This is a genomic window from Bordetella genomosp. 10 (assembly GCF_002261225.1).
Classification (GTDB): domain Bacteria; phylum Pseudomonadota; class Gammaproteobacteria; order Burkholderiales; family Burkholderiaceae_B; genus Bordetella_C.
Genome location: NZ_NEVM01000005.1, coordinates 1,286,350 through 1,302,525, shown reverse-complemented (window position 1 = coordinate 1,302,525; position 16,176 = coordinate 1,286,350). Strand labels below are relative to the sequence as shown.

Sequence of the window (16,176 nt, the reverse complement as noted above, 5' to 3'; positions counted from 1 at the left end):
ATGACGACTTCTTCTCTCTTCGGCGCCTTGCGTGGCGTGCGGATCATCGATGTTTCGCGCGTGCTTGCCGGGCCTTATTGCGCCCAGTTGCTGGCCGACCACGGCGCGGACGTCATCAAGGTGGAGCCGCCCGGCGGCGACGATACGCGCCGCTGGGGGCCGCCCTTCACCGAGGACGCCGCGTCCTACTACACGGGCGTCAATCGCAATAAGCGGGGCATCACGCTGGACCTGACGAGCGCGGACGCGCGGGAGCGCCTGCTCGCCCTGCTGGAGGACGCGGACGTGTTCATCGAGAACTTCAAGGCCGGCACGCTGGAGAAATGGGGCCTGGGCTACGAGGAGGTCCTGGCGCGGCGTTTTCCCCGACTGGTGCATTGCCGTATCACCGGCTTCGGCATGGACGGCCCGCTGGGTGCCTTGCCGGGCTATGACGCCGTCATCCAGGGCATGGCCGGCTTGATGAGCATCAACGGAACGCCGGATTCGGGGCCTACCCGCATCGGCATTCCCGTGGTAGATATCTCGACGGGCACGCACGCGGCGCTGGGCATCGCGATGGCCCTGAATGAGCGGCATGCGTCGGGGCGCGGGCAGTTGGTCGAAGTGGCCCTCTACGACGTCGCCCTCAGCCTGCTGCACCCGCCGGCCGCCAACTGGCTGTTGTCGGGCGTGCCCCAACCCTTGCTGGGTAATGGCCATCCCAACATCGTGCCGTACGACAAGTTCCAGACGGCCACCTGCGACGTGTTCATCGGCGTGGGCAACGACGGTCAATTCCGCAAATTCGCCGCCGCATTGGGACGCCCCGACCTGGCGCAGAGCGAGCGCTACGCCACCAATCCGCAACGGGTGCGCAACCGGGAAGAATTGCGGCTCATCCTGCAACAGGAACTGCTGATGCAGGACGGCGTGGCCCTGTGCGATCTGCTCGCCCGCGGCGGCGTGCCCGCCGGGCCGATCAACGACGTGGGCCAGGCGCTGTCGCATCCGCATACCCAACACCGCGAAATGCTGGTCGAGCTGGACGGCTATCGCGGCACGGGCCTGCCGGTGAAGCTGTCGCGCACGCCGGGACGCCCGTCGCGGCGGCCGCCGCGCCTTGGCGAACATAACGAAGAGATCCTGGGCGACGCCGCCGCGGCGAGCCAGGACGCCGTGGCCGCGGCCGGAGGCGAACGATGATGGCCGCGGGAATCGACGCCGTGAAGGACGAGCCGCCGCTTGCCGGCATCAAGGTGCTGGACCTGAGCCAGGGCATCGCGGGGCCCTATGCCGCCGCCATCCTGGGGATGCAGGGCGCGCAAGTGACCAAGGTCGAGCCGCCGGAAGGGGACTGGTCGCGCCTGATGGGCGGTGGCCGGCAGGGGCTGACGGCGCTGAGCATCGTCTGCAATCCCGGCAAGCAGTCCATCTGCGTGGACGCGCGCAAGCCTGGCGGCACGGAATTGCTGGTCCGCTTGGCGCGGGACGCCGACGTGTTGATCGAGAGCTTCCGGCCAGGCGTCGTCGAACGCCTGGGACTGGACTACGCCACATTGGCCGGGCAACTGCCGCGCCTGCTGTATGTCTCCGTGACGGGGTTCGGCGATTCCGGGCCGTATCGCGACCTGCCCGGCGCGGACTCCGTGGTGCAGGCGCTCAGCGGCATGATGGTCATGAACCGCGACGCCGCGGGCGAGCCCCGGCGGATAGGCATGCTGGCCGTGGACGTGGCGACGGGACTCTACGCCGCGCAGGGCGTGACGGCGGGTTTGTTGAAGCAGGCGCGCACCGGCCGGGGCGGTTTCCTGCCCATTACCTTGCTGCACAGCGCCGCCGCGTTCCAGGGCATCCCCATGCTGGACGCGGCCATGCACGCCGGCGCCGGCCGCAAGATGCCGGTGACGGTGCCTTCGGGGACTTTCCGCACCCGCGATGGGCTGATCAACCTGACGGCCTTGCGCGACAAGATGTTCCACGGCCTGGCCCGCGCCCTCGGACAGCCCGAGTGGGTGGACGATCCACGCTATCGCACCAACGCGGACCGGCTGGCGAACGCGGATGAAATCAACGCGGCGATCCAGGCTCGCTTGCTCCAGGACGGCTCCGACGAGTGGGTGGCGCGTTTCCGTGAGCAGGACGTCCTGTGCGCGCCCGTGCTGGACTACGCCGGCTTCATGGCGGACCCCCAGGCGCGCGCGCAGAACGTCTTCGCCGAAATCGAGCAGGGGCCTTACGGCAAATTACCGGTCGCGCGCCTGCCAGGCGCGCCGCGGGCTGCGTTGCCGCCCGCGCCGGTGTTGGGGGAGCACACGGAGCAAGTGCTCGCGAGCGCCGGGGTGCCGGCGGATCGGGTAGCCGAGTTGCGGGCGGCGGGCGTGGTGTACACCCACGCCGATATTTCCGCGCGCCAGGGGAAGGGCTGACGGCGAGGTGATGGAAGAGACATGGATATGGACAAGGATAAAGACAATGCCGGGATCAATGCCAACGTCGACGCTGAGGTTGACGTGAACGCCGGCGGCAAGGACGCCTCGGACCAGGACGTCCTGGGCATACGAACGGTGGACGCGGTGCGGATCCTGACCCTGCGGCGCCCGGAACGGCACAATGCCTTGAACACCGATCTCACGCGCCGGCTGTTGCAGGCGCTGCGGGACGCGGAGCGCGACGAAGCCTGCCGGGCCATCGTGCTGGCCGGCGCCGGCAGGTCGTTCTGCGCCGGCGCCGATACGACGGAGTTCGCCGGCTTCGGCCAGGATGCCGACAGGGCGCAGGCGCGGGCGACGCTGACCGCGGAGCTGCATGCGGTGTTCGCCACGCTGAGCAAGCCGGTCGTGGCCGCGGTCTGGGGCAATGCCATGGGCGGCGGCGCCGGCCTGGCGCTGGCCTGCGACATGATGGTGGCGGCGCAGGCTACCCGCCTGGGCTATCCCGAGATCAAGCACGGTATCTGCCCGGCCATCGTCATGGCCAACCTGACGCGCAATCTCGGCCCGAAACGGGCGTTCGAGCTGGTCTCCACGGGCCGCCTGCTCGACGGCGGCGAGCTTTGCGAGTGGGGGCTGGCCAACGCGCGGGCCGAAACGCCCGAGGCGGCCTTGGCCGCGGCGCTGGATATCGGCCGCCATTGGGCCGCCCATGCGCCCTTCGCGTTGACGTCGACCAAGCGCTTGTTCTATCGCACCCTCGATCTTTCCTTCGAGGAAGGCCTCGCGGCAGGGCGCGAACTGAATATCGCGATGCGCCGTCACGCCCGTCCGAAGTCCTGATCCCATACCCTACAAAAGGGACGCCATCATGCAAGACGCCACCTCCCAACCGGACGTCGTGATCTGCGAGTGCTTTTGCCGCGACGGTTTGCAGCACGAAACGCTCGTGCTGCCCGCCGACGTCAAGATAGACCTGCTCGACCGGTTTTCCGCGCTGGGCTTCCAGCGCATCGAGGCCACGTCGTATTCGAATCCCGCCGTGGTCCCACAGTTCGCCGACGCCGGCGAGGTGCTGGCCGGCATCGCGCGCCGTCCGGGCGTGCATTACAAGGCGACATGCCCGAACCCGCGCGCCGTCGAGCGCGCGCTGGCGGACCTGCGCGCCGGCCGCGGCGCCACCGAGATCAGCATGCTGGTATCGGCCAGCGAGTCGCATTCGCAGCGGAATCTGAAGCGCCCGCGCGCCGACCAATGGGAAAACGTTCGACAGATGGCGGCGTTGGCGGCAGGCAGCTTTCGCCTGATCGGCACGATCTCGGTGGCCTTCGGCTGCCCGTTCGAAGGAGAGGTCGATGCCAGGAGGGTGATCGACGATGCCATCCGCTTCCGGGAATACGGCGTGGAATACATCACGCTGGGCGACACCACCGGCATGGCCACGCCGCACACGGTGCGCGGGCTGTTCCGCGCTCTGCAACAGGAGTTGCCCGACGCCACCCTGATCGCGCATTTCCACGATTCCCGCGGCACCGCCCTGGTCAACTGCGTGGCGGCCTTGGACGCGGGCGTGCGTTATTTCGACGCGGCCATCGGCGGCGTCGGCGGCCATCCGGCCAAAGTGAAATACGGCGGTGGCTACACCGGCAATGCCTGCACCGAGGACCTGGTGGACCTGTTCGAAGCCATGGGCGTGCGCACCGGCATCGATCTGCCGGGCCTGCTGGACACGGGGCGGCATTGCGAAACCGTATTGGACCGCAAGCTGGCCGCGCACGTCACGCACACCGGCGCGAATCCCTTGCGTCCTCGGTAGTTGCTTGCCGGTTGCGTGCCGGTTGCTTGCGGCAGTTCTGGGTGTTCACTTCCTTCCTCAATTCAGGAAATAGGAAACAGGAAACAGGAAACAGAAAATGAAAAATGCTTGGAGACACGTTCTGTCCACCGCCCTGGCGGCATTGGCCTTCTCGGCCGCCATCGCGCCCGCGCACGGCGCCTATCCCGACAAGCCGGTGCGGCTGATCGTCCCGTACCCGCCCGGCGGCCCCACCGATATCCTGGGCCGCATGGCGGCCCAGTACATGACCGAGAAGACGGGCCAGACCTTCATCGTGGAGAACCGGTCGGGCGCCAGCGGGATGATAGGCGCGGAGACCGTGGCGCGCGCGCCCGCCGACGGCTATACCCTGTTGGTGAACGCGTCCATCCACGTGATCTATCCCAGCTTGTACAAGCAGGTTCCCATCGATCCGATCAAGGACTTCACGCCGATCAGCCAGATCGCGCTGGTGCCGCTGGTGCTGGTGATGAGCCCGAAGCAGCCGGTGCAATCGGTGGCGATGCTGGTCGATGCCGCGAAGGCCAGCCCCGACCGCTTCCGCTTTGCCTCGTCCGGCAACGGCGCGGCGCCGCATCTCGCGGGGGAGGCATTCGACCTGATGGCGGGCGTGAAGATGCAGCACATCCCATACAAGGGCAGCGCGCCGGCCCTGACCGACCTGATCGGCGGGCACGTCGACCTGATGTTCGATTCGCTGCCGTCGAGCATGCCGCACATCAAGAACGGCTCGCTCAAGGCCTTGGCGGTGACGACGGGCAAGCGCATCCCGTCCCTGCCGGACGTCCCCACGGTGGCCGAGGCCGGGGTCAAGGATTACGAGATAACCACGTGGTATGGCATCTGGGGTCCCAAGGGCTTGCCGGCGGACCTGGCGAACCAGGTTTCGAAGATGATGGCCGAGATGGTCAACGATCCCAAATATCGCGAGCGGCTGGATACGCTGGGCGCCGAACCGGTAGGCAGCTCGCCCGCCGACTTCGCCCGGTTCGAGGCGGATGAGGAACGCAAGTTCGCCGATATCGTGCGACGCTCGGGCGCGAAGCTGGATTGAGCGTAGCGCCCGGGATCGCCGCCGCGCCGTCCCCCGCGCGGCGCGGCGGCGGCAACCCCCACGCTATACTTTTTCGCCAGCCACTTCACTATGCGCCGCATCGCGGCGGTTTCCATGACGCCATTCGAACCCATCGCGGCCACGCCGGACGAGAGCGCCGCGGTCAGTCCCGTCGAACGCGCCTGCTGGATCCTGAAGGCCGTCGCGGGTCTCGAGGAGACGCGGCTGACCGACATCGCCCGGCACTGCGGCTTGCACAAGACCACGGCGCTGCGCCTGATCGGCATCCTCGAAAAGGAGGGGCTGCTGCATCGCGATCCCGATACGCGGCAATATGCCCTGGGGCCGGAGGTCGCGCGCCTGGGCATGGCCGCGCGCGAACGGGTCGATTGGCGCGGCGTCGTGCGGCCGGCCTTGATGCGCTTGTCCAGCCGCTGGGGCGATACGTCGATTTTTTCGGTGCTGTCCAATGTCGAGCTGGTTTGCGTGGACCTGCAAACCGGCGCCTATCCCATCCAGGCGAACTATCAGCAGGTGGGCAGCCGCCGCAGCCTGGGGGCCGGCTCCAGCGGCATCGCCGTGCTGTCCGCCTTGCCCGAGGCGGCGCGCCGCACCGCGTTCCAGCGCATTACCGCCCACCTCCAGCAGTTTCCCGGCATTACGCCGGACCTGCTGGATGAACGCATCGCCTTTGCGCGCGCCAACGGCTATTCGACGCTGCTCAATGTCGTCGTGCCGGAGATGGGCGGCATCGCCGTGGTGGTCCGCGACGCGGACGGCTGGCCGGTGGGCGCGTTGAGCATGCCCAGCCTGGCGTCGCGCATCAACGCGCGCGAGCGCGAGATGGCCGCGTCCTTGAAACAGGAAGCGGCCGAGATCGAACGGTCGATCGCGCCCCTGGCCATCCGGGCCAGGTAAGCCGGCGGCCCGCCTGTTTCAGGCTGCTGCTTGTTTCAGGCTGCCGCGTCCTTCATGCGGCCTCGTCGTCGAACTTGAACTTCGCATACCGCAGCGCGTACTCCAGCGGCTGCGATTCGTCCGTGTGCACGCGTTCGGTCGATCCGGCGAGCGGGGTGTTGCCCAGCCAGGTGTCCGCTTCCGGCTTGTGCTGCACCGTGAACGGCATGTCCTCGAACTTCTCGCCCAGCGCGTCGTTGTAGACCACCTGCTGGGTATAGGTGCCCGTGCGCGCCGCGGGCAACTGGGGCAGTTGCGCGGCGTCGGCGGCGGGGCCCTCGAAGCTGTGGCTCGCGCCCTTGACCGAGAACAGCCCGGCCGACTTGAAGACGATGTTGCCGCCCTGCAGCGTCACGCTCGCGCCGGCGGCGATCAGGGTCACGCTCTCCTTGGCCAGCACGTCGATGCCGCTGTCGGTGGAGGTCACCGTCACGCCCTGCGCGGCCAGCAGGTCCAGGGCGTCCGTATGCGCCCGCAGGGAGACCGGCGATTGCGCCGCGACGGCGCGTATGCCTTCCTGGTCGGCATAGAACCCCGCGGCCTGGCCCGCCACCACGGCGTAGGTCTGGCGCGCCGCGACGTGCACGTCTTCCTGCGCCGAGGCGTGCAGGTCGCCCGTCGCATGCAGCGCCGCGGAAGCGGGCGTCGACAGGTTCAGCGACATCGGCGCATCCATCACCACGCGCGCGTCGGCGATGCCGTCCACGGGATCCGTGCCGTCGCGGCTTTCCAGGCCGGCCTTGTTCGCGGCTTGGCCGTTCACCGTGGACGGCAGCTTGCCGTCCTGCGCCGGGTCCACGGCCTTGATGGCTTCGTCGAAGCCGTCGTTGGCCCGCAGGGCCTGCGCCTTGCGCTGCACGGCGGTCGCGTCCAGCCGCTGCGAAATGTTCTGCGCCTGGCGCAGGCGCCGCACGGTGTCCGGCGTGGCCAGGGTCGCGGTCGCTTGCGGATCGGCGGCGGCGGACAGCAGCATGCCCTGGCCGGACCGCAGCACCGTCCAGGCGTCGCTGCGCAGCTCGAAACCGCTGCCGCGCCAGGCGCCGCGATTGCCGTCGGCGGCCGACTGCGCCACCAGGTGGCCGAGATTCAACTGGCTGGCCGCGGTCGAGGTCGCCATCTGCATGCGCAACTGGCCGCTGGTGTCGTCGAACAGCCATTGGTTATGGCCCGATCCGTCCAGGGCCTGGCTGTGCCAGCCGCTGAGGACGCCGCCGTGGTTGGCGCCGCCGTCGATGCCGGCCGAGTAGGGCGGCAGGTCGCTGTCGTTGTAGAGCTGGGCCGCGATGACCGGCTGGTCGATGTCGCCGTCGAGGAATTCCACGACGACCTCGGTGCCGGCGCGCGGGATGTGATGGCCGCCCCAGTTCGGGCCGGCCTGGCCCGTCGCTACCCGCAGCCACGTTCCGCTGGCGTCGCTGCCCGGCGCGTTGCCGCGCTCGTCGCCATGGCTGCGGTGCGGCAGGCCGCCGGCCAGCGGCCGTTCGCCGCGCTGCCAGGGAAATTGCACCTTCACGCGCAGGTCGCGGCCGGAGGAAATCGGCGCCTCGTCGTTCGCCACGACCACGGCGACGGTCGCCTCCGGCGCCGTCGGCCGCGCGCGCCAGGCGGGCAGCACGGCGGCCGCGCGCGGCTGCGCCTCGAAGCGGTTGAGGTAGCGTCCCCGCTCCAGGTCGGTCGAGCCGGCCAGGCTGGCGGCCTGGCTGCCCAGGTTGTTCGCCACTTCGTGGACGACGCGCAGGACCGTGTATTCATGGCCCAGTTCGTCGATGGCCTGTCCGCCGTCTTCCGCGCCGGCCTTGCCGTCGCCGCCGCCCTGGGCGTCATAGCGGTCGTGGCCGGTCATCTCGAAGGTCTCGCCCGGGCTCAACTGCCGCACCGTGCCGCCGCCTTCGTAGCGCACCTGGCGCGCCTCCAGGGCCCGCAGCCGCAACAGCGCCGCGCGGTGGGCATCGTCGCCATCGGCATAGCGGCCGTGGCCGTCGTAGTCGTAATCCTCCAGGCCCGGCAGCTTGCCGGCGTCCTCGCTCGACGCCAGTTGCGCCGCGTGCGCCTGCAGGGTCTTGTCGTCCCAGGCGCTGCGCGTCACGGTGTTGGACAGCACCGTCAGGGCCGAATGAAAGCGCGTGATGGTGTCGCTGGTTTCCGTGGCGTCGCTGCGATGGAAACGGATGGGCGAGGCGGCATTGGCCGGCAGCGCGGCGCCGGCATCGAACACCACCAGCCGATGGCGGGCGGAGGACGAGGACGCGCCGTCGCTATCGTCGTCGTCGCCCTGCTGATGCACGAAGCGGAAGGCCAGGCCGTCCTCGGCCAGGATGCGCTGCACGAATTCCAGGTCCGATTCGCGGTATTGCGTGCGCACGGCGCGCTTGGGCGGCGTCGCGTTCACCTCGAAGGCGTAGGACGCCAGGGGATAGTCGGCGAAGATCTCCGTCAGGATGTCGAGCGAGGTCTTGTCCTGGAAGATATAGCTGTCGCGCCGCAGCGCCAGGCTTTGCAGCCAGGGGCGCGCATGGATGCGGTAGCGCGCCAGGCCGCCGTCCGCGCCCAGGTTGTCGACGCCCGTGACCATCGCGTGCCAGCGGCGCGTCGACCGGTCGGCCAGCAGCAGGTCCAGGCTGATCTCGCGCCCCAGCAGGGGCGTCACGTCCAATTGCGTGGAGGTCGACAGGCAGTCGAGCGTCACGGCGAACAGGCGCGATACGCCTTCGTCCAGCACGCAGCGCTCCGCGACGAGGGCGTCGCCCAGCGGCGTGCTCGCGCGCAGCAGGCGGGTGTCCTGCGTCAGCAGGGCCGTGTTCAGGGTGGCGTAGGCGAGGGCGATGTCCATGATGGCGCGAACGTAGGCGGGCCGAAGCCGGAAACGGTAATGGGTGGAGGGTCAGGGCAGCGAGGTCATGGCGGCGGGGCGGCGGCGTCAGGGCAGGGAAATGGTCAGGTGCGCCACGCGCGGCCCCAGCTTGACGACGTCGTGGTACGAGGCCATGGCCGTCTGCATATCGTTGGCCAGTTGGTGGTTCAGGCCGAAATACGCCAGCAGCGCCAGCAGGGAGAAGGTCGCCCCCACGGTCCACAGCGGCACGTCGCGCTTGATGGCGTGGGCGATCTTGTCGGGAATGGCCCAGTGCGGCGCGAAGCCGGAGCGCTTGCCGCGCAGCAAGGCGATCTCGTCACCCAGGCGGGCGGTGAGGTAGCCCAGCTTCTCCTGGCCCTCGATCAGGTACTTGCCCTGGAAGCCCAGCAGCAGGCACATGTAGTACACCTCCAGCGATTGCAGGCGGCGTCCCCCTTGCGCGCGCAGGTCCTCCAGGCGATTGAAGAAGTTCTCGCCGGCAAGCTGCTCGCCGAACAGCGTGAGCTGTAGCGGCTGTAGCATCCAACTGTCGCGGATGGCGAAGCGGGAGTTCAGCACGGTCTCGTCCACCGCCGCGCAAAAGGCGTACTTGGTGGCGTAGATGTCCTCGGCGGGCAGGTCCTGCTTCTTGGCGGCGCGTTCGAATTCCGCCAGGAATTGCTGCACGCGGGCGGAAAACGAGGCGGCGTCCTTGGGCTCCTGCCCGCTCTTGAGCAGGAACAGCATGAGGAAACCGTCGTACAGCATGTCCATCAGCGACTTCGACGAGGAAGTGGCCATGAACTCGGCGGCGCGCGGCGGGAGCTGCTGCGGATGCTGGGCGCCGGACATCAGGGAGGGCGTGTTTTCGGTCATGACGGAGCGGGGGCGGTCAGTGGGCGACGGCGATCAGGTCCAGCTTCAATTCGGGAATGCCGGCCGGCGCGTAGATGGCGATGCTCTGCGCCTGTAGCATGCGTTCGTAGAGGGCGCCGCGCGTCTGCAAGGCGAAATAGCAGGCGCCCGGCTTCACGGGGATGGCGGCCGGCACCTGCGGCGTGTAGACCAACTGCACGCCCGGCATGGCCGACAGCACCAGTTTCTCGGCGTCGTCGGGCGCGCCGACCTTGAAGCGCAGGGGCACCATGTCGGCCAGTTCGGCGGCCGGCGTGGCGGCGGACACGGCCAGGTAGAAGCTGGTCTTGTCGTCGACCTTGCCGGAATCCAGGCGGCCGGTATGGAAGGACGGCCGCACTTCCTCCAGCACGATGGAGAAATAGCGCGTGGAGATCACGGTATCGAGCAGGTCGCGCAGGATATCGTCCAGCCGCGCGAAGGCCGGCCCCGGCATTTCGTGGCGGTACTGCGGCAGGTCGGCCAGCGCGTATTCCTTGGAGAAGGTCATCAGCGCGCCTGCCAGGCGCAGCAATTCCTGGAACAGGCGCTCCGGATGCAGGCCGGGGTGGTGATACAGGTGCGCCAGCGCGGCGTGGGCTTCGTTGGCGGTGTGCAGCAGCCAGAAGGACGCCACGTCGCCGGAACGGAACTCGATGACGTTCTTGGACGGCTCGCGGTGCAGGCCGTACAGCGTGCTGACCTTCGCCTCCAGGGCGTCCAGCAGGCGGCGCAGGCGGTCGTGCAAGGCGGCGCAGGCGTCGATCGCCACGCTGGGCGCGATGAATTCGTGGTCCAGTTCGTAGCCGGCGCTGGCGTTGCGGCGCACGCGGGCCACGGGGATGGCCAGCAGCTCGTCGCGCGGGTCGAACTCCGAGACCAGGCGGACGTTCTTCCGCAGGTAGGTGAGGTCGGCCGTGCTGGCGTTGGTGTAGAGGTCGGGCGACGCCCGTTCGCCGCGCAGGTAGCGCGCGTCGAAGTCGTTGCTGTCCTGCGGCGCGGCGCAATTGCCGCCCACCGCCTTCAGGGGATGCATGGCCAGGTAGAAAATGGCCTCGGCGGCGCCGTCCAGGCTGTTCATCGAGACCGGCGGCGGTAGGGCGTCCTCGTCGGGCGCCGAATAGATTTCGCCGTCGGGGAAGATGGCCGACAGTTCCGTGGCGTGCAGCATGCCGTTGGCCAGCGCCGCGGCATCGAACTGGACGTTGCGCAATCCCCAGGAGTAAGGATGCAGGGCCCGCGCGGTCTGCGCGAGACGGGCCTCATGGTAGGCGTCCTGGCGCTGGAAATGCTGCGGTCGAAGGAACAGGCCTTCGCCCCAAAGTATCTTGGCTGACTGGCTCACGAGGACTTTTCTCTTATGTCTTATATAGATAGGTAGACGGATTGGGCAGGGACGGGGTCAGGCGGGGCATTGCAGCGAGCCCAGCCGGGACGCATCGAAGGGCGGGCTTCCCAGCGGCGGCGACACCTTGCCGGTGGCCACGGTCAGGGCGCAGGCGTGCGCGCCCAGCACGATGCCGGAGTCCTTCGCATCCTTGATATCGAAAACGTATTTCCAGCGATAGGGCGCGGGCGCGAAGAACAGCGCCGCCACGCCGATGGCGGTGGCCTCCTTGGGCACCTTCTCGGTGTTCTGGTAGACCTGGCCGGGCATCAAGGTCACCTCGCGCTTGGCGATCACGCTGTCGCCCAGCCGCTCCTTTTCCTGTTTCTCATCGATAAGGGATGACATAGGTGCTTGCTTGAAAGAGTCGGAATTCTTCAGGTAGTAAATCTTAGTAACTACGGCCATCGCTTGGCCGTTACTTATATTTAAATTTTGTCCGGCCTGGATGGAAAATTTCACATCCGTGGGGGCGTCATCGGGCTTTTTCAGGCCCGTCGCTTCCAGCAGCGACCCCGTCGCGCTGGCCACCGCGCCGATCGCGCCGGCGGCCGCGCAGCCCGCGAGAATCGGCATTCCGAGCGCGATGCAGGCCCAGGCGGCGGGGCGGGAAAAAAGGAGACGTCTAAGCATGGCTCTTTATACCGGAAGCATAAAAAACAATACAGAAGCCTTCTATTTCGAAGAACATGCATCTGAGTAACATCAAGAAATCTTATGTAGTGTCGTTTTTACACGGCATTGGTGAAATACGCGTCCTCGTAACAGTTGTCGTCAACCCGATTTTTCTTACTCATCTCCTATGCAAATCCGCCGCCTGGCCTTGATCGCGGGACTCGTCGCAGTTCTCGCGGGTTGCGCAACGACACCGAAGCCTCTGGAACCGCAATCCGATGCGGATTTCAAGCAGTCGATTTCCGAAGCGGAGAAGACCTTCGAATCGCAGGGTTCGGACGCGGCGGTCGCCCAGTTCGAGTCCATCGCGCAGCGCAATCCGACGCGCGGCCAGCCCTGGTCCTATATCGCCAAGATCCGTTTCGACGAGCACAAGTACGGCGAGGCCATCGTGGCCGCCGACGAGGCGCTGAACCGCGATCCCACCGATTTCATCGCCAAGTCCGTGCGCGCCGTGGGCGGCCTGCGCGTGGCCCTGCAGTCGCTGTCGGACCTGCGCGCCGATTCGCTGCTGGCGGGCAACGCGCGCAACGACGCGGTGGCCCTGGCGCAATCGCTGCGCGACACCCTGGGCCAGGACGTCCTGTTCCCCGAGGGCCAGAAGCCCCGGCGCGCCACCGGCCCCGTGCGCCGTCCGCCGCCCAAGCCCGCGGACGGGGCGACGCCGGCGCCCGCGGCGGGCGCCACCGCCGCGCCGGCCACGTCGGCCGCGCCGGCTTCGTCCACCGCCAGCCAGGCCGCCGACGCCGCCATCGATGCCGCCAAGGCGGCCGCGCCCGCCAAGCCCGCGGTGCCGGCCACGCCGTCCGTGCCCTCGACCGGCGCCGCCGCGCCCGCCCCCAACCCCTTCGGCAATCTGCTGAAGTAAACCCTTCCACGGAGCCGCGACCATGGCCAAGAAAGAAAGCATGCAGAAGCGGTTGCAGAAAGTGCGTCCGCCCCGCGTCCAGTTGACCTATGACGTCGAGAAAGGCGACGCCATCGAGAAAAAGGAACTGCCCTTCGTGGTCGGCGTCGTCGGCGATTTCAGCGCCCAGTCCGAAGCCGAGCTGCCGCGCCTGAAGGACCGCAAGTTCGTCAACGTCGACGTCGACAATTTCGACGACGTCATGCGCGGCCTGGAGCCGCGCGCCGCCTACCGCGTCAAGAACGAGCTGACGGAAGAGGGCGGCACCTTCGGCGTCGACCTGAAGTTCCGCTCCATCGAGGACTTCCGCCCGGAAGCCGTGGTGCAGCAGGTCGAACCGTTGCAGAAGTTGCTGGAGATCCGCACCAAGCTGGCCGACCTGCGCAACAAGCTGGCCGGCAACGACAAGCTGGAGGACCTGCTGGGCGAGGTGCTGACCAACACCGAGAAGCTGGCGCAACTGACGAACGAGGCCGCGGGCAAGGGCGCCGCGGACAGCGACAAGGGAGACAAGCATGAGTAATGCCGCCGCCCAATCCGCCGCCGCGCCCCGCGCGAGCGAGGACACCGGCCTGCTCGACCAGATCGTCGAGCAAAGCCGCGTCGCCAAGTCCTCGGCCGAGCACGACCGCGCCAAGGACCTGATCGGCGAACTGGCCCGGGAAGTGATGAAGGGCACCGTCGTGGTGTCCGACAACCTGTCCGCCATGCTGGACGCGCGCGTCGCCGAACTGGATCGCCTGATCTCGGCCCAGCTCAGCCAGGTGATGCACGCCCCGGAATTCCAGAAGCTGGAAAGCACCTGGCGCGGCCTGCACTACCTGTGCTCCGAAAGCCAGACCGGCACCATGCTCAAGATCAAGGTGCTCAACGTCACCAAGCGCGACCTGGTGCGCGACTTCCAGACGGCCATCGATTTCGACCAGAGCCTGATGTTCAAGAAGGTGTACGAAGAGGAATTCGGCACCTTCGGCGGTTCACCGTTCGGCGCGCTGCTGGGCAACTTCGAGATGACGCGCCAGCCCGAGGACATGTACTTCATCGAGCAGATGTCGCACGTGGCCGCGGCCGCCCATGCGCCCTTCATCGCCTCGGCCTCGCCCGAGTTGCTGGGCCTGGACAGCTTCGCCGACCTGGGCAAGCCGCGCGACCTGGCCAAGGTGTTCGACACCGTCGAATACACCAAGTGGCGCAGCTTCCGCGATTCCGAGGACTCGCGCTACGTCGGCCTGACCATGCCGCGCTTTCTCGGCCGCCTGCCCTACGATCCCAAGGAAGGGACGTCGGTGGAAGGCTTCAATTTCGTCGAGGACGTCGACGGCACCGACCATGCGAAGTACCTGTGGTGCAACGCCGTCTGGGCCTTCGGCGCGCGCCTGACCTCGGCCTTCTCGGACTTCGGCTGGTGCGCCGCCATCCGCGGGGTGGAAGGCGGGGGCCTGGTGGAAAACCTGCCCACCCATACCTTCAAGACCGACGACGGCGAGGTGGCGCTGAAGTGCCCCACCGAGATCGCCATCACCGACCGCCGCGAAAAGGAACTGAGCGACCTGGGCCTGATTCCGTTGGTGCACTGCAAGAATTCGGACTACGCCGCCTTCTTCGGCGCGCAGTCGGTGCAGAAGCCGAAGAAGTACAACACCGATAGCGCCAACGCCAACGCGGTGCTGTCCGCGCAACTCCAATACATCTTCTCGGTGTCGCGCGTGGCGCACTACCTGAAGGCCATGATGCGCGACAAGATCGGCAGCTTCGCGTCGCCGCAATCGGTCGAGAGTTTTCTGAATCGCTGGGTGTCGCAGTACGTCTTGCTCGACGACAACGCCACCCAGGAACAGAAAGCGCAGTTTCCGCTGCGCGAGGCATCCATCCAGGTCGCCGAGGTTCCCGGCCGCCCGGGTGTATTCCGTGCCGTGGCGTTCCTGCGGCCGCATTTCCAACTGGACGAGTTGTCCATTTCTCTGCGGCTGGTGGCCGAGCTGCCGTCGCAAGCGCAGAAATCCTGAGCTTGGACATCGTCCGTCCATGCCCGTTCACACTTAGAGGAAAGCGATGAAGGACATCTACATCAAATTCGGCAATCCCGCCCTGAAGGGCGAGTCGCAGGACAAGGATCATGCCGGCTGGATCGAAGCCAGCTCCTGGCACCACGAAATCATCCAGCCGCGTTCCGCCACCGCGTCGACCTCGGGTGGCCACACCGCCGAGCGCTGCGACCACGGCGAAATGGTTTTCGGCAAGGACCTGGACGTGGTCAGCCCGCTGCTGTACCAGCACGCCTCGGGCGGCACCACCTTCGATGAAGTCACCGTCGACTTCATGCGCGCCGACGGCGAAGGCAACCGGGTCAAGTACCTGGAAATCAAGATGAAGTACGTCATCATCGCCCGCGTCGCGCCGCAGATCGTCGGCGAAGGCGTGCCCACCGAAACCCTCTCGCTGAAGTACGCCGCCGTGCAGTGGAAGTACACCCAGCAGAAGATCGGCGGCAACCAGGGCGGCAATTCGCAAGGCGCCTGGAGCCTGACCAAGAACGACAAGACCTACTCGGCCTGATCCTCGGCGACGGTAGAGAGGGAGACTGCGGCCCCGGGGGCTGCAGTCTTTTTGATTTTCTTGACGCCGGACCGTCCCAAGGCAAAAAGCCCGCTTGGGACGGCAAGCGGCGCGAGCCGCGCGGCGCGGGGCTTTTCCTTGGAGCCGCATGAAGGGATTCGAGCCCAGTCTGTTCGACAAGCTCTTCGGTGTCGACGGCGAGTCGCCTCACGCCCTGCGCCGCCTGTCGGTGGAGGAGATGAAGGAAACGGTGGCGCGCGACATCGAGGCCCTGCTGAACACCCGCATGGTGTTTTCGGAGGAAGCGCTCAAGCGCCTGCCGGAATGCCAGCGCTCGGTGCTGACGTACGGGCTGGCGGACTTTTCCGGCCTGAGCCTGGCCAGCCACTATGACCGCGAGCTGATCTGCCGCTCCCTGGAGCAGGCCATCGCGCGCCATGAGCCGCGCCTGACGCAGGTGCGCGTCATGCTGCTAGTTGACGGCCGCGCCACGTCGGTGCTGTATTTCGCCATCAACGCCATGCTCGAAGTGGGGCCGGCGCACGAACCGGTGACGTTCGACGCCACGTTGCAGCCGTCCACGCTGCAGTATTCGGTCAGCAAGGGCTGGGCCAAGACCGCGGTCGCCGCCTGAGGCGGACGAGCGCGCGCAGCCCGGGGAGGGG

At 67.5% G+C, this 16,176-nt stretch carries 15 protein-coding genes; 11 read left to right on the top strand and 4 right to left on the bottom strand.

Translation table 11 applies throughout. The features are described from left to right. The 6 genes from CAL29_RS22030 to CAL29_RS22005 all read left to right on the top strand — a co-directional run bounded on the left by CAL29_RS22030 (position 1) and on the right by CAL29_RS22005 (position 6,220). Positions 1-1,185, top strand: coding sequence for a CaiB/BaiF CoA transferase family protein (locus CAL29_RS22030; protein ID WP_094855128.1), 1,185 nt, complete (start codon positions 1-3; stop codon positions 1,183-1,185). Further along, positions 1,182-2,408: a CaiB/BaiF CoA transferase family protein gene (locus tag CAL29_RS22025; RefSeq protein WP_094855127.1), complete on the top strand. Its 1,227-nt coding sequence runs from the start codon at positions 1,182-1,184 to the stop codon at positions 2,406-2,408. The genes CAL29_RS22030 and CAL29_RS22025 overlap by 4 nt, the downstream gene beginning before the upstream one ends. Before the next feature lie 27 nt (positions 2,409-2,435). Next, positions 2,436-3,254 carry an enoyl-CoA hydratase/isomerase family protein gene (locus tag CAL29_RS22020; protein WP_094856824.1) on the top strand — a complete coding sequence of 273 codons (819 nt, stop codon included), beginning with the start codon at positions 2,436-2,438 and terminating at the stop codon, positions 3,252-3,254. 28 nt (positions 3,255-3,282) lie between these two features. After that, positions 3,283-4,227: a hydroxymethylglutaryl-CoA lyase gene (locus CAL29_RS22015; RefSeq protein ID WP_094855126.1), complete on the top strand. Its 945-nt coding sequence runs from the start codon at positions 3,283-3,285 to the stop codon at positions 4,225-4,227. Positions 4,228-4,324: 97 nt separating this feature from the next. Then, complete coding sequence (locus tag CAL29_RS22010) at positions 4,325-5,302, top strand: Bug family tripartite tricarboxylate transporter substrate binding protein (RefSeq protein WP_094855125.1); 978 nt, start codon at positions 4,325-4,327, stop codon at positions 5,300-5,302. A 114-nt stretch (positions 5,303-5,416) separates the two neighbouring features. Further along, entirely contained in the window at positions 5,417-6,220 is an 804-nt protein-coding gene (locus CAL29_RS22005; protein ID WP_179284138.1) for an IclR family transcriptional regulator, read from the top strand. Between the two features lie 52 nt (positions 6,221-6,272). On the opposite strand, the gene CAL29_RS22000 is transcribed toward CAL29_RS22005, so the two are convergent. The 4 genes from CAL29_RS22000 to tssJ all read right to left on the bottom strand — a co-directional run bounded on the left by CAL29_RS22000 (position 6,273) and on the right by tssJ (position 12,006). Further along, positions 6,273-9,089, bottom strand: a complete 2,817-nt coding sequence (locus CAL29_RS22000; RefSeq protein ID WP_094855123.1) for a type VI secretion system Vgr family protein — start codon at positions 9,087-9,089, stop codon at positions 6,273-6,275. An 87-nt stretch (positions 9,090-9,176) separates the two neighbouring features. Next, the gene (gene icmH / locus CAL29_RS21995; protein ID WP_373559832.1) at positions 9,177-9,944 is read right to left on the bottom strand and encodes a type IVB secretion system protein IcmH/DotU; all 768 of its coding nucleotides are present in this window, start codon (positions 9,942-9,944) and stop codon (positions 9,177-9,179) included. A 40-nt stretch (positions 9,945-9,984) separates the two neighbouring features. Further along, complete coding sequence (gene tssK / locus CAL29_RS21990) at positions 9,985-11,331, bottom strand: type VI secretion system baseplate subunit TssK (protein ID WP_094855121.1); 1,347 nt, start codon at positions 11,329-11,331, stop codon at positions 9,985-9,987. A gap of 57 nt (positions 11,332-11,388) precedes the next feature. Then, positions 11,389-12,006, bottom strand: a complete 618-nt coding sequence (tssJ, locus tag CAL29_RS21985; protein ID WP_094855120.1) for a type VI secretion system lipoprotein TssJ — start codon at positions 12,004-12,006, stop codon at positions 11,389-11,391. A 169-nt stretch (positions 12,007-12,175) separates the two neighbouring features. On the opposite strand from tssJ, the gene CAL29_RS21980 reads away from it, so the two are divergent. From CAL29_RS21980 to tssE, 5 genes are all read left to right on the top strand, one after another. Further along, positions 12,176-12,916, top strand: a complete 741-nt coding sequence (locus tag CAL29_RS21980; protein ID WP_094855119.1) for a hypothetical protein — start codon at positions 12,176-12,178, stop codon at positions 12,914-12,916. A 22-nt stretch (positions 12,917-12,938) separates the two neighbouring features. Continuing rightward, positions 12,939-13,478, top strand: a complete 540-nt coding sequence (tssB, locus tag CAL29_RS21975; RefSeq protein ID WP_094855118.1) for a type VI secretion system contractile sheath small subunit — start codon at positions 12,939-12,941, stop codon at positions 13,476-13,478. Next, positions 13,471-14,961, top strand: coding sequence for a type VI secretion system contractile sheath large subunit (gene tssC / locus CAL29_RS21970; protein ID WP_094855117.1), 1,491 nt, complete (start codon positions 13,471-13,473; stop codon positions 14,959-14,961). The genes tssB and tssC overlap by 8 nt, the downstream gene beginning before the upstream one ends. A gap of 46 nt (positions 14,962-15,007) precedes the next feature. Beyond that, positions 15,008-15,511, top strand: coding sequence for an Hcp family type VI secretion system effector (locus CAL29_RS21965; protein ID WP_094855116.1), 504 nt, complete (start codon positions 15,008-15,010; stop codon positions 15,509-15,511). Positions 15,512-15,659: 148 nt separating this feature from the next. Next, positions 15,660-16,145, top strand: a complete 486-nt coding sequence (tssE, locus tag CAL29_RS21960; protein WP_094855115.1) for a type VI secretion system baseplate subunit TssE — start codon at positions 15,660-15,662, stop codon at positions 16,143-16,145. The last annotated feature ends 31 nt before the right edge of the window (positions 16,146-16,176 follow it).